Here is a 12,791-nt window from a genome sequence, read left to right as displayed (position 1 = left end):
AAAAGCTCTCCAACTGGTCTTTTGGGAAAGTCAAGCGATATCTTGCCTATAAATTAGCCCAACAAGGTATTCGTTTGAAAGAAGTCGACGAATCGTACACGAGTCAGACATGTCCTGTCTGCCAAAAAAGACGAAAAGGTTCCCGGCGAATCTTTGCCTGTTCTTGCGGGTATCAAGAACATCGGGACATTCATGGCGCCCGCAACATTTTGAGCAAGGCGCTCTACCAAGAGATCGCTCCTTGGGATGTGCCAACGACGCTCACGTATCTACGGATTGCGTAAGCAAGAAGTAGTAGACGGGTGGGACTGCCCCATCGGTGACCTACCGATGTTGCTTACCGAATCGGTCGGGAAGGCTTCCGATCCTCCTATCGAGCCGAAGAAGACCGCCTTCTTCTGCGTTGAAGCTTCTTCGATCGAGTAGTAAGAAACTCCCACCTCTAAGCGAAGTGTAGGTGGGAGAGGTTCATAAGGTTCGTAGCCGCTGCGATTTGTTCAGAGCTGAAACGCATATGTTCGATCAGAACCGCCAAATTGCTGGACATCTGATGGAACCCGTCGGCAAGGGCGAGAATATCTTTTGTCGCTGCATGCAATTCGATGCGCGACCGCCAATCGCCGGATCCAAGCCGTCCATTTATGAAGAAACGGTCAACGATGTGTTGAAAATATGTAAACAAAAAGCGAAGACAAGCAAATCGATTGAAACATTGTGCCAACTTTGGTAAGCTAATCTCAAACGGACGCCCTCTTGTCCGTGTTACATAAACCAAAAAGGAGGAGATTGTATGCCATTTGAATTGCCAGCATTGCCGTATCCGTACGATGCGCTTGAGCCGTACATTGACAAAGAAACGATGAACATTCACCACACGAAGCACCATAACACATACGTCACGAATTTGAATGCGGCGTTGGAAGGGCATCCGGATTTGCAAAACAAATCGCTCGAAGAATTGCTCAGCAATTTGGAAGCCCTTCCGGAAGGCATTCGCACGGCGGTGCGCAACAACGGCGGCGGCCATGCGAACCACTCGCTTTTCTGGACGATTTTGTCGCCAAACGGCGGCGGTGAGCCGACGGGTGAGCTGGCTGAGGCGATCAATAAAAAATTCGGCAGCTTCGCCGCGTTTAAAGACGAGTTTTCGAAAGCAGCGGCCGGCCGTTTCGGTTCAGGCTGGGCATGGCTTGTCGTGAACAACGGCGAGCTGGAAATTACGAGCACGCCGAACCAAGACTCGCCGATCATGGAAGGCAAAACGCCGATTCTCGGCTTGGACGTTTGGGAGCATGCGTACTACTTGAAATACCAAAACCGCCGTCCGGAATACATTGCCGCATTCTGGAATATTGTCAACTGGGACGAAGTGGCGAAACGGTACAGCGAAGCGAAAGCGAAGTAATCAACAAAGCGGGGCGAAACAAAACGCCCCGCTTTTTTAGCGACGGAGGGGTCAGGCAAAGGAAGTGGTTTTCTTTGCGCCGGTTGCATAGCCATAGTGGAAATGGCTACACTACCGGATAGATGAAAAGGGGAGTTGGCAATGGCATTTTTCCAAAAACTAACCGGCCAAGAACAAGTGAACCGCGACCTGTTGCTTTTGCTTTGCATCGGCGGATTTTACGCGCTCGGTGTTTCCCTGTCGAACACGTTTGTCAACATTTATTTATGGAAACAGACCGGCGATTTTCGCGATTTGGCGCTATACAATTTGGCGGTCGTCACGATGCAGCCGCTGACGTTTATTTTCGCCGGCCGGCTGGCAAAACAAATTGACCGCATTCTCGTTTTGCGGCTTGGCGTGTCGTGTTTAGCCGTTTTTTTTGTCACCGTTTTATTGGTCGGCTCTCGCGCCCATCAATATTTGCTTTTTCTTGGTGCGCTGCTTGGCGTCGGCTACGGTTTTTATTGGTTGGCGTTTAACGTGTTGACATTTGAAATTACCGAACCGGAGACGCGCGACTTTTTTAACGGTTTTTTCGGGGTGCTGACCTCATCCGCGGGCATGATCGGGCCGATGGTTGCCGGTTATATCATCTCATCGTTTCATGGAGCAAAAGGGTATACGTTCGTTTTCTCGCTGTCGCTCGGCTTGTTTCTTGTCGCTGTGCTGCTCAGCTTTTTCTTGAAGCGCCGCGCGGCCGCAGGGAACTATTTGTTCGTCCGCATTTTAAAGGAAAGGAATGAAAACCGGAACTGGCGGCTCATTACGAATGCCCACTTTTTTCAAGGATTACGCGAAGGCACGTTTGTGTTTATCATTTCCGTGCTTGTGTATATCACTTCTGGGAGTGAATGGGCGCTCGGCAAATTCGGGCTTGTCAACTCGTTCACATCGTTTGTCGCCTATTATGCCGTCTCCCGGCTGATCAAGCGTGAATATCGGATGAAAGCGATTTTGCTGGGAGGAGCGTTGCTATACGGAGCGATTTTTTTGATCGTCTTCCATCCAACCTATCCGCGCCTCATTCTTTATGCCATCACGATCGCCATTGCGTATCCATTGCTGCTTGTGCCGTATTCCTCCTTGACGTTTGACGTCATCGGGAAGAGCTGGAAATCGGCCGAGGCGCGCGTCGAATACATTGTTGTCCGGGAATTGTTTTTAAACGCCGGACGGGTGACATCGATTCTGGCCTTTTTAACGGCTATGGCGCTCTTTGGCGAAGAGGCTGGCATTCGGGTGCTTATGTTTGGGTGCGGGGCTGGGCATTTGGTGATTTATTGGTTTGTCCGCCGCATTCGCTTCACCGATGGCCGTCCGGAGCGCGATCAGCGCGAGAGGCTTTTGCTTCGGGCGAAGCTGGCCGGCGAACGGGGCGGTCCGTCGGTGTGAGGGGACAAGTTTTTCCCTAGCCATGACCGACTTTTTCTTTTACAATAGGGGGAGGAGAAGGAGGATCGGGGGATGAAACGGAAAAAGCGAGCGCAAGTGCCGATTCGGTTAAACATTTTGTTTTTCTTTGTTTTTTTGTTGTTTTCAGCGCTGATTTTGCGCCTTGGCGTCGTACAAATCGTCTACGGTGAAGATTATCGGCGCGAAGTGGAGCGGACGCAGGATGAAATCGTCAGCACGCCGGTGCCGCGCGGCAAAATTTACGATCGGTTTGGCCGCGTGATCGTTGACAACACACCACAAAAGGCGATTACGTACACGCGCTCCAAAACGACACAGCCGGAAGAAATATTGGACATAGCAAGGAAGCTTGCCCAATACATTGACATTCCCGATGCTGAGAAAAAAGTGACCGAGCGCGATATGAAAGATTATTGGATTTTAACGCATCCGAAAGAAGCGAAAAAGAAGGTGAGCGAACAAGAACGGAAAAAACTCGCTGACCAAGGATTGACGCAAAAAGAGATCGACAAAAAGGTGTACGAGTGGACGCTCGACCGCATCACCAAGCAAGATTTGGCGCAAATTTCGAAAGCAGAGCTTGAAGTGATCGCCATCAAACATGAGATGGAAAGCGGGTACGCCTTGACGCCGCAGACGATCAAAAGCAAAGGAGTGACCGACCGCGAATATGCGGTCGTCAGTGAGCATTTGAGCGAGCTGCCCGGCGTCAATACGACGGTGGATTGGGACCGGAAATACGTCTATGACAACACATTTCGCTCTGTGCTCGGCAGTGTGACGGAAGAAGACGAAGGCGTCCCGCGCGAACGGCTCGATTATTTTTTAGCCCGCGACTACAGCCGCAACGACCGTGTCGGCAAAAGCTATTTGGAGATGCAGTATGAAGAAGTGCTGCACGGCAAAAAGGCGAAAGTGAAAAACGTTGTCGATAAATCGGGCAATGTCATCTCGGTCGAGCAAGTGTATCCAGGCGAGCGCGGCAACGACCTCGTGTTGACCATTGATGCCGAACTTCAGCAAAAAGTGGAGCAAATTATTGAACAAGAGATTTTGGCCACGAAGCGCAAAGGTCGGTCGCCGCTCTTGGACCGGGCGTTTGTCGTCATGATGAACCCGAAGACGGGCGAAGTGTTGGCGATGGCCGGCAAACTTCTTCAAGACGGCAAATTTGTCGACTTTGCCATCGGCAACATCACGTCCGCCTATGCGATGGGATCGGCGGTGAAAGGAGCGACCGTTCTCACTGGCTTTCAAACTGGGGTGCTTCATCCGAATACGTATATAAAGGACGAGCCTTTGTATATTAAAGGAACCCCGGTGAAAAAATCATGGAAGACGATGGGGACGATCAACGAGCTGACGGCGCTCAAGCAGTCATCGAACGTCTATATGTTCAAAACAGCGATCGCCATTGGGGGCGGTGCGTATCGTCCGCACGCGCCGCTTCGCATCAATCCAGCGGCGTTTACGACGATTCGCCACTATTTCAGCCAATTCGGCCTTGGCGTGAAAACGGGCATCGATTTGCCGAACGAACTTAGCGGCTTCCAGGGACAAAGCACGCGCGGCGGATTTTTGCTTGACTTAGTGATCGGCCAGTACGATATGTATACGCCGATGCAACTGGCGCAATACATCTCGACGATTGCCAACGGCGGCTATCGGATGAAACCGCAGCTTGTCAAAGAAATTCGTGAGCCGTCGGCCGACGGAAAAGAACCCGGCCGAGTCATCAAATGGTTCGAACCGGTTGTGCTAAACCGGATTGATATGAAGACAGAATACATCAAGCGGGTGCAAGAAGGATTCCGCCGTGTGATGCAAGAGCCGGGCGGAACGGCGTATTCGTATTTCGCCAACGCTCCGTATAAACCGGCCGGCAAAACAGGGACGGCCGAAGCGTTTTATGACGGCCCGATCCAAAGCCGGCGGAATGATCCAACATACAATTTGACGCTCGTCGGCTATGCGCCGTACAACGATCCAGAAGTGTCGTTTGCCGTTGTCGTCCCGTGGGCGACGCAAGGGGAGAGCGACGGGATTAATGACCGGATCGGCCGCCGCATTTTGGATGCCTATTTTGAATTGAAAGCGAAGCGTGCGGCTCAAGGCGGGAGCGGCTTCGATGCTCAAGGCGGCGCAGAGGCTGCCGATGCGCGCTGACATGAAAGGCGCCTGAACGGGCGCCTCTTTTTTTTGGGCTTGCAAAAAATGATGTTCGTTTACAAAAACTTTACATACCGTCCACACAGCGTTAACGATCGTTTTGTATGCTCATGATAGGAAAAACTCGATCTTCCGTTGCCAGTGAGGGCGGAAGGAAATGAAAGGAGTCACGCCGATGAGTATGATGGCGGTGGTGGAGCGCCGAAAAGAGGATATTCCTTCGGCGCAGTTGGTGAAAAAAGAGGTCGTTTACGAAACGAACGGACTGAACGTATGGTATGGCGAGCATCATGCGTTAAAAAATATTCATCTGTCTTTTTATGAACGCGAGATTACAGCGATTATCGGCCCGTCAGGATGCGGCAAGTCAACCTATATCAAAACGCTCAATCGAATGATCGAGCTCATTCCAAACGTCCGGCTCGAAGGAGAGATTTTATATCGCGGCCGCCGCATTTTTGACACGTCATACCCAGTTGAACAGTTGCGAACGCAAGTAGGCATGGTGTTTCAAAAGCCCAACCCGTTTCCAAAGTCGATTTATGACAACGTCGCCTATGGGCCGCGCATTCATGGGATCCGCGACCGGCGGCGGCTCGATGAGATCGTCGAAAAAAGTTTGCGCCAAGCGGCGCTTTGGGAGGAAGTCAAAGATCGGCTCCATGAAAACGCCCTCGGTTTATCGGGTGGGCAACAGCAGCGGCTGTGCATTGCCCGCTGTTTGGCCGTCGAGCCGGATGTCATTTTAATGGATGAACCGACATCGGCGCTCGATCCGATTTCGACAGCAAAGGTTGAGGAGTTGATGGAGGAGCTGAAAACAAAATACAGCATCATCATTGTCACGCATAATATGCAACAGGCAGCCCGCATCTCTGATCGGACGGCGTTTTTCTTAAACGGAGAAGTCATTGAATACGGGGAGACAAAAATGTTGTTTTCTCGTCCAGCTGATCAACGGACGGCGGATTATATCGCTGGGCGGTTCGGATAAAAGCGGTCCGTGTGCGTCGGCAATGACGGACAAAAAAGTTCGTTTCAAAAAGGGAGTTTCTTTCGAAAGAACGGCTGTTTGATGCGCAGACACCGCCTTAAGAAAAGGGGCTGATCCCAAAACGAATTCGTTTTGGGATCAGCCCTTTCTTGTGTTATGGCTTGGCAATCAAACGGCCGATGGCGGCATAGTCCATATCGCTCCGCACGTTGTAGACACCGGGGCGGATGGAGCGCGTCAGCCCATGTTGCTCCAAGTAGTCGTTGAAGGTGTGGGCGCTTTGAATGATGCCAGCCTCTTCAAGTTCACGGGCAAATGTCTCTGGCGCATCTCCTTTCTTAATAACGAGTCGATAGACGTAAACGGTTTGCACTGATGGTTGGGACATCTGCTTGGCCGACGCTTTCGGGGCGGTGTTCGACTGAGCGCTGCGGAGTCTGTCGTATTCCTCTTTCGCTACAGCGACAAGTCCATGCTGTTTGAGGAACGTCTTGACTTCCGTTTCCGTCGGTGCAGCCGGAGGCGAAACGTAATACGAGGCACCGATCAGCGCTGCCGATACAAGCAACCCTAGGGCAAACGAACGCATCAATCGCTTGTTCATCGGCGCAATCTCCTTACCGCCCGCTCGACTTCCGCAACGGTCAGCCCTGTCTCACGGGCGATGTCTTCGAGCGGGAATCCTTGTTTATGCAAAAACAAGATGCGCCGATCGGTCGGCGACAACGGTCCGTTGCGCTGCAGCGAAGCGAATCGTTGTCGCTCAGGGATGAGGAGCTCCTCCTCGATGACTTGCAGCCGCTTTTTGATTTGGTACGTTTCCTGCGCCAGTGAAACGGTCAAATGATCGATTTGTTCTTCGAGCGGTTTCAGTTCATCTTTAGCAAAAAAGGAAATGACAAGAAAAATAATGGCTAGAACTGCCAAGGCGATGATCGCATATTCTACCACGTGCATCCCTCCCCTTTTCACTATACCATATCATTCTCTGCTTGTGGTGCTCTTATTGAACAAAGATGAAATTTAGAGGTGGAAATCGCCGAAGAAAAATGGTATCATAGAAAAGTCCGATTATATAAAGTATAAAGCTCGTTTGGAGGGAAAAATGATGCGTGTGAACATTACATTGGCATGCACAGAATGCGGTGAACGCAACTATATTACATCGAAAAATAAACGCAACAACCCAGAGCGTTTGGAATTGAAAAAATATTGCCCGCGCGATCGCAAAGTTACGTTGCACCGCGAAACAAAGTAAGCAGTGGGAAGATGATTCCTGCTGCTTTTTATCTTTATGGGAGGAAAGGGAAGATGATGGACGACAAAAAGGAATGGCGCCAGCGTATGCTGAATCGGCTTCGCCAGCTTCCAACAGCAGAAAAAGAGAGGTACGATCGACAAATCGCCGCTCATTTATATCGATGGCCATTATGGCAAACAGCGCGGACGATCGCCATGACGGTGTCGAGAGAGATGGAAGTCAACACCTTGCCGATCATTGAACAGGCGTGGCGGGAAGGAAAAACGGTCGGTGTCCCGAAATGCGATCCAAAGGCGAAAACGATGTCCTTTCGGCGGCTCGAGTCGTTTGCCCAGCTCGAAAAAGCGTATGCCGGATTGTTTGAGCCGATTGAAAAGCAAACAACGCCGATCGGCCGCGATGAGTTTGATCTCATCATTGTCCCGGGGGTCTGTTTTGCCAAAACCGGCTACCGGATCGGCTATGGCGGCGGGTATTACGACCGATATTTGCCGGGAGCTTCGGCGGTGACGGCGGCGCTGGCTTACTCCTTTCAAGTGCTGGACGACATTCCAGCCGAGGAGCATGATGTGCCGGTGAAATTCATTATTACGGATCAAGGAGTTCTTCATTGTGAGCGATGAATGGTGGTATATCGCCGTCTCTGCCCTCGCCGCTGCCGGTGGGTGGTTGTTGCGGTCGTTGTCCACATCAGGGGCGGCGGCGGCCGTTGTCATTGGCGCAACGGTTGGATGCGGCTTTTCATGGGGCGGAATAGGGGTGTTAGGCTGCTTTTTTGTCAGCTCCAGCTTCTTTAGCCATATCGGAAAGCAACACAAGGAAAAACTGTCTAAAAAATTGGCGAAAGGTGGACAGCGCGATGCCATCCAAGTGCTGGCCAACGGCGGAGTGCCGGCCGTATTGGCGTTATTGGCCGCTGTCTGTCCCGACCCGATTTGGGACGATCTGTTTGTTGTCGCCGTCGCTGCAGCGAACGCCGATACGTGGGCGTCCGAAATCGGTCCTTTAAGCCCTTGGCCGCCTCGAGTTTGGCCGAGCTTTCGGCCGGTGGAAGCCGGCACCTCAGGCGCAGTGACGCTCCTTGGCACGGCTGCTTCGTTTGCCGGCGCATGGTTGATTGCGGCTGCTGGCGTGTTTTTTCTCGACGTCCAGTCCGTTTTGACTGCTGCATTTTTCGGTTGGCTCGGCAGCTGGTTCGATACGTGGCTTGGTGCGGCTTGGCAGGCGGCTTACCGTTGTCCGGCATGCGGGGCGACGACTGAGCGGAAACAGCATTGCGGGCAGGCAACCATTCATATGAAAGGCTGGCAATGGCTTGACAACGATGCGGTGAACGTTCTGGCGGTCATCGGCGCGGTGCTGGCCGCCTTCGCGCTGGCGCATTAGACGCGCTTCATATTTGGAGAGAAAAAGGGAAAAAGAATAACGAGCACGTCATATGATGAGGGGGAACAACGGATGAATAAATGGTCGTACTCGCTGCTTGTCGTTGCCGCCGGCTGGCTTGCTTACCGTTATCGCTACCGAATGGCCGCCTTTGCGTTGCGCGTTCCGTCGTTGCGAAAGCAACTGGTCCGATTTGCACTCCACATTCCGGCCGTGCGTAACGCCCTTGTTTCGCAAATGTTGCGTCCATGATGCGGCAGCGGTGGTTTTTTTGAAGAAGTCGGTTATGAAAAAATCGGCCGCAGCGGCCGGCGCCCGCAGGCCCATTCACTCCGGTTTGCCGGACGGTCGATGAGTTGGCTTGGCTTTGCTGCTGTTTGTCGGACTTGGCCTCGCCAGGGAAAGGGAGAGGAGAACGTGATTGGAACGATGGATGTACTGTTTTGGCAGCTTGTTCAGCGTTTGTCCTGCGGCGGCTACCGCATCGTGCGGATGTCTGAGCAGGCTGATGAAGTATGGCTGGAATCAAACCATTGGCGGCGTCCAACATTCATCCGCCTCGTGCGCGCCGACTTTGATTGGAGTCGATTGTTGCGCCTTGATATGGAATATACTTGGCAATTCGTTCAGCAAATGAAAGGATGGAATTTTAGCAGAGCGGGCCAGGTCATCAATGTTTATGTGATGGGGTATCCCCCGGTTGACGATTGGGAATTTCTTGTCGCCGAGCCGTTGATGCTCTCTGGGGTGCCCGCTGGCGCGTTTCATACGGTCCTCCTTCACAGCGGCAATATAGGCGAAATGCTGCCGCGGCTTGCGGAGATGACGGGCGTCGCGTTCCATTTTGAGCCGCTTGTGGAAACGTCCGATCCGTTTGCTGCCGCCGAGCGCTTAAAGCGAGAGGTGATCCGCGAATGGCGGCGCCGCCGTGAGGAGGAACGGCGCATTTTTGAGTATGGCAAACCGATGTTCACCCGCCTGTTCATCGTCGTGCAGGTTGCGATGTTTTTGGTTCTCGAATGGAGCGGCGGGAGCACGAATCCAGATGTGTTGATTCACTACGGCGCCAAATTCAATCCGCTCATTGAGGCAGGAGAATGGTGGCGGCTGTTGACGCCAATGTTTTTGCATATCGGGTTTTTGCACCTGTTGACCAACACGCTCGCTTTGCATTATTTAGGGGTCACGGTTGAGCGGCTGTACGGCTCGCTTCGCTTTTTATTCATTTACGTAACGGCCGGCTTTTTCGGAGCGCTGGCGAGTTTTTTGTTTACACCATCACTATCCGCCGGGGCGTCGGGAGCCATTTTCGGGCTGTTTGGGGCTCTTCTTTACTTCGGCACTGTCTACCGGCATTTATTTTTCCGGACGATGGGGATGAACGTCATCAGTTTAATCATCGTCAACCTGTTGTTTGGCTTGCTTGTCCCTGGCATTGACAACGCCGGCCATATCGGCGGACTGGTTGGCGGTTTTTTGGCATCCGGCGTCGTTCATTTGCCCAAACGCACTGCTTTCGGGCGGCAGGCGGGAGCATTGGCGGTGGCGGCGCTGCTTGTCGCTGCTGGCTTATGGATCGGATTTCGGTAAATGATCCCTGCTTTGCTTTGTTTGAAGTGGAAGGCCTCTTTTCGAAATGTGCTAAAGAAGCTGCACGAGCATCACTTTTTCCCCGGTTTTCGCTTCAATGAGAACGAAGAGCCTACTGTAATCTTTGCGAATGAGAATGAGCGGCATCGTGCTGCCGATGGGCGAGAGGATGGATCCATCCTCTTTTTTTATGCCAAGGATGTACGACTTGTACAATCCTTCCCAAAGACGGCCGATGACGGTTTGCGTTTTTGCCGTTGACAACCCTGGCAACGGTTGTTCCGAATAGGTGACGAGCTCCGGCAAATAAAGGGCGTAATAATCTTTCTTTGACAAAGAAAAGTGGGTGAGCAGCTCGTCCGCTTTATGACGAAGAAATTCATTCGTGGTTTTGTTCAAGACATGCTGCCATTCACGCTCGTCATCTGTTCTTGGCCGTCGGAACGATGTGAGCGGATGGTACGGCGAGTCAATGACGTACAAATAGTTGCTTGACATGGTTTGGCTGCTTGTGATGTTCTCTCCTTTATGCAGTTCGCCGTGATGGAACGAGACGGCTTGAAAAAAGTGGCTGTCCTGCATCCGGACCGTCTTTTCCGTGTCGATCACATCCGTGTTTGTTTTCCATTTTGACAACACATCGGCCAAGCGGCCATCAGCAAACAACAACGAGACGTCTTGACGCAAATAGGCGCGGCGGTTTAAAACGGAGGAGACTGACCAGCGGAGCGCGTAGCGCCCGCGTTCGCTGTCGCCCTTAAGCGCAAGCGATGTTTTCGCTTCGATGAACGCCGCTTCGCGATCAAGCGGGAAAAACTTGATCACTTCAGCAGTCTGATCGTGCCCCCACCGCGAGGCGAGCGCGGCGGCAAGGAAAAAAGCAAGCGCCGTGAAGGGAATCATCCATCGTTTCATGACATCCTCCCGGATTGGACAAGGTTTTCACCAATATATGCATCACAAGGAACATTTATGTATGAATGTCCTCATGTTTGTCTATGATGGGGAGTATACAGTGCAAACGATGCAGGGGGATGACGATGGAGAAACAGATGCCCAAACGCCCGGCGTCCCGCCGTCTTCATGACAACGCATCCTATTTGGCTGAACGGCTTGGAGTCGGCAAGAGTTTCGATGTCATTCGCCTTGATGTCGAATATGGCGGCCGGGCGATGGCATTGTTTATGATTGACGGATTTGTCAAAGACGATATTTTGCATTATTTGATGAGATATTTGTCCCGGCTCGAGGAACACGAACTGGACGTTCACCCACTTGAGAAGCTGCTGAAAAAACATCTTCCGTATGTCGAGATCGGGCAGACAGACGACTTGGAAGAAGCAGTCGCGATGGTGCTTGCCGGACCGACCGCGCTCGTTGTCGACGGAGTGGATCAGATTATTTTGATTGACGCCCGCACGTATCCGGTGCGCGGTCCGCAAGAGCCCGATACGGAACGAGTCGTGCGCGGGGCGCGCGACGGTTTTGTTGAGACGATCGTTTTTAACACCGCGCTGATTCGCCGCCGTGTTCGTGATCCATCGTTGCGTATGGAATATGTGCAAGTGGCGCGGCGCTCAAAGACGGATATTTGCATTTGTTATATTGAGGAAATCGCTGACCCGGAGCTCGTTCACCGCGTCAAACAAGCGATCGCGGCAATTGATACGGATGGGCTTGTGATGGCGGAGAAAACGGTTGAGGAGTTTATTTCTGGGCGGCATTGGAACCCGTATCCGGTCGTTCGCTACACAGAGCGCCCCGATACGGCGGCGGCTCATTTGTATGAAGGGCACGTGCTCGTCATTGTTGACGGGTCGCCAAGTGTCTTGATCACGCCGGCAACGTTTTGGCATCATTTGCAACATGCTGAAGAGTACCGAAATAAGCCGATCGTCGGGGCGTATTTGCGGCTCGTCCGCTTTTTGGCTGTTTGGGCGTCGGTGTTTTTGCTGCCGCTTTGGTATTTGCTTATGATCGAGCCGGAGCTGTTGCCGGGACCGCTCCAGTTTTTAGGAAAAGCCAAATTAGGAGATATTCCACTGTTTGTGCAAATTTTGATGATTGAAATCGGAATGGATATGCTGCGAATGGCTGCTATTCATACACCGTCTTCTCTGGCGACCGCGCTCGGCCTTGTCGCCGCGCTGATGATCGGCGGCATTGCGGTGGAAGTTGGACTCTTTTCCAATGAAGTGATTTTGTATTTTTCTGTTACGGCCATCGGTACGTTTGCGACGCCCAGCTATGAAATGAGCTTGGCGAATCGGCTCGTCCGCATCGCCTTGCTGATTTTGTCGGGCCTGTTCGGCCTGTACGGTTATGTCATCGGCATCACTGTTTGGATACTTGCCTTGGCGCGGATGACGTCGTTTGGCGTTCCGTACTTATGGCCGTTCATCCCGTTTTCCTACCGAGCGATGCGCGATGTGCTCATCCGGTCGCCGATGCCGCTTAAAAACCGGCGGCCGGCGATTCTTCACCCACGCGACCCTGACCGCTGACGCAGGCGCTGTTGCTTTAGCGCCTGC

Annotated in this window: 14 protein-coding genes; 11 read left to right on the top strand and 3 right to left on the bottom strand. The window is 52.4% G+C overall.

Translation table 11 applies throughout. The features are described 5' to 3' along the window. The 5 genes from ETC05_RS17705 to pstB all read left to right on the top strand — a co-directional run. Positions 1-284, top strand: a 284-nt coding sequence (locus ETC05_RS17705; protein WP_216366448.1) for a zinc ribbon domain-containing protein, incomplete at its 5' end; no start/stop codon positions are given. A 506-nt stretch (positions 285-790) separates the two neighbouring features. After that, positions 791-1,405, top strand: coding sequence for a superoxide dismutase (locus tag ETC05_RS11710; RefSeq protein ID WP_031408245.1), 615 nt, complete (start codon positions 791-793; stop codon positions 1,403-1,405). Positions 1,406-1,546: 141 nt separating this feature from the next. Further along, entirely contained in the window at positions 1,547-2,839 is a 1,293-nt protein-coding gene (locus ETC05_RS11705; protein ID WP_171661045.1) for an MFS transporter, read from the top strand. 72 nt (positions 2,840-2,911) lie between these two features. Continuing rightward, the gene (locus ETC05_RS11700; RefSeq protein ID WP_171661044.1) at positions 2,912-5,026 is read left to right on the top strand and encodes a peptidoglycan D,D-transpeptidase FtsI family protein; all 2,115 of its coding nucleotides are present in this window, start codon (positions 2,912-2,914) and stop codon (positions 5,024-5,026) included. 187 nt (positions 5,027-5,213) lie between these two features. Further along, positions 5,214-6,023 carry a phosphate ABC transporter ATP-binding protein PstB gene (gene pstB, locus ETC05_RS11695; protein ID WP_171661050.1) on the top strand — a complete coding sequence of 270 codons (810 nt, stop codon included), beginning with the start codon at positions 5,214-5,216 and terminating at the stop codon, positions 6,021-6,023. A 154-nt stretch (positions 6,024-6,177) separates the two neighbouring features. On the opposite strand, the gene ETC05_RS11690 is transcribed toward pstB, so the two are convergent. Both ETC05_RS11690 and ETC05_RS11685 read right to left on the bottom strand, forming a co-directional pair. Then, positions 6,178-6,627, bottom strand: a complete 450-nt coding sequence (locus ETC05_RS11690; RefSeq protein ID WP_171661043.1) for an aminodeoxychorismate lyase — start codon at positions 6,625-6,627, stop codon at positions 6,178-6,180. Next, complete coding sequence (locus tag ETC05_RS11685; RefSeq protein ID WP_171661049.1) at positions 6,624-6,974, bottom strand: sigma factor-like helix-turn-helix DNA-binding protein; 351 nt, start codon at positions 6,972-6,974, stop codon at positions 6,624-6,626. Before ETC05_RS11685 ends, ETC05_RS11690 begins: the two co-directional genes overlap by 4 nt. Positions 6,975-7,131: 157 nt before the next feature. On the opposite strand from ETC05_RS11685, the gene rpmG reads away from it, so the two are divergent. From rpmG to ETC05_RS11660, 5 genes are all read left to right on the top strand, one after another. Beyond that, positions 7,132-7,281, top strand: a complete 150-nt coding sequence (gene rpmG, locus ETC05_RS11680) for a 50S ribosomal protein L33 (protein WP_011231931.1) — start codon at positions 7,132-7,134, stop codon at positions 7,279-7,281. Positions 7,282-7,334: 53 nt separating this feature from the next. Continuing rightward, positions 7,335-7,907, top strand: coding sequence for a 5-formyltetrahydrofolate cyclo-ligase (locus tag ETC05_RS11675; RefSeq protein WP_033842331.1), 573 nt, complete (start codon positions 7,335-7,337; stop codon positions 7,905-7,907). Beyond that, positions 7,897-8,670, top strand: coding sequence for a DUF92 domain-containing protein (locus ETC05_RS11670; RefSeq protein ID WP_031408260.1), 774 nt, complete (start codon positions 7,897-7,899; stop codon positions 8,668-8,670). Before ETC05_RS11675 ends, ETC05_RS11670 begins: the two co-directional genes overlap by 11 nt. A 72-nt stretch (positions 8,671-8,742) precedes the next feature. Next, on the top strand, positions 8,743-8,922 hold the full coding sequence (locus ETC05_RS11665) for a hypothetical protein (protein WP_031408262.1): 180 nt from the start codon (positions 8,743-8,745) through the stop codon (positions 8,920-8,922). Positions 8,923-9,099: 177 nt separating this feature from the next. After that, complete coding sequence (locus tag ETC05_RS11660; protein ID WP_031408264.1) at positions 9,100-10,260, top strand: rhomboid family intramembrane serine protease; 1,161 nt, start codon at positions 9,100-9,102, stop codon at positions 10,258-10,260. Between the two features lie 51 nt (positions 10,261-10,311). Here the strand turns inward: ETC05_RS11660 and ETC05_RS11655 are convergent, their stop codons facing one another. Further along, entirely contained in the window at positions 10,312-11,175 is an 864-nt protein-coding gene (locus ETC05_RS11655) for a hypothetical protein (RefSeq protein WP_031408266.1), read from the bottom strand. Positions 11,176-11,300: 125 nt separating this feature from the next. On the opposite strand from ETC05_RS11655, the gene ETC05_RS11650 reads away from it, so the two are divergent. Beyond that, positions 11,301-12,764, top strand: coding sequence for a spore germination protein (locus ETC05_RS11650; RefSeq protein ID WP_031408268.1), 1,464 nt, complete (start codon positions 11,301-11,303; stop codon positions 12,762-12,764). Positions 12,765-12,791 lie beyond the last annotated feature (27 nt).

Source organism: Geobacillus sp. BMUD, assembly GCF_013096845.1.
GTDB classification, from domain to species: Bacteria; Bacillota; Bacilli; order Bacillales; family Anoxybacillaceae; genus Geobacillus; species Geobacillus vulcani.
Note: the sequence above shows the minus strand (reverse complement) of the source record. Positions and strands in the feature narration are given on the sequence as shown.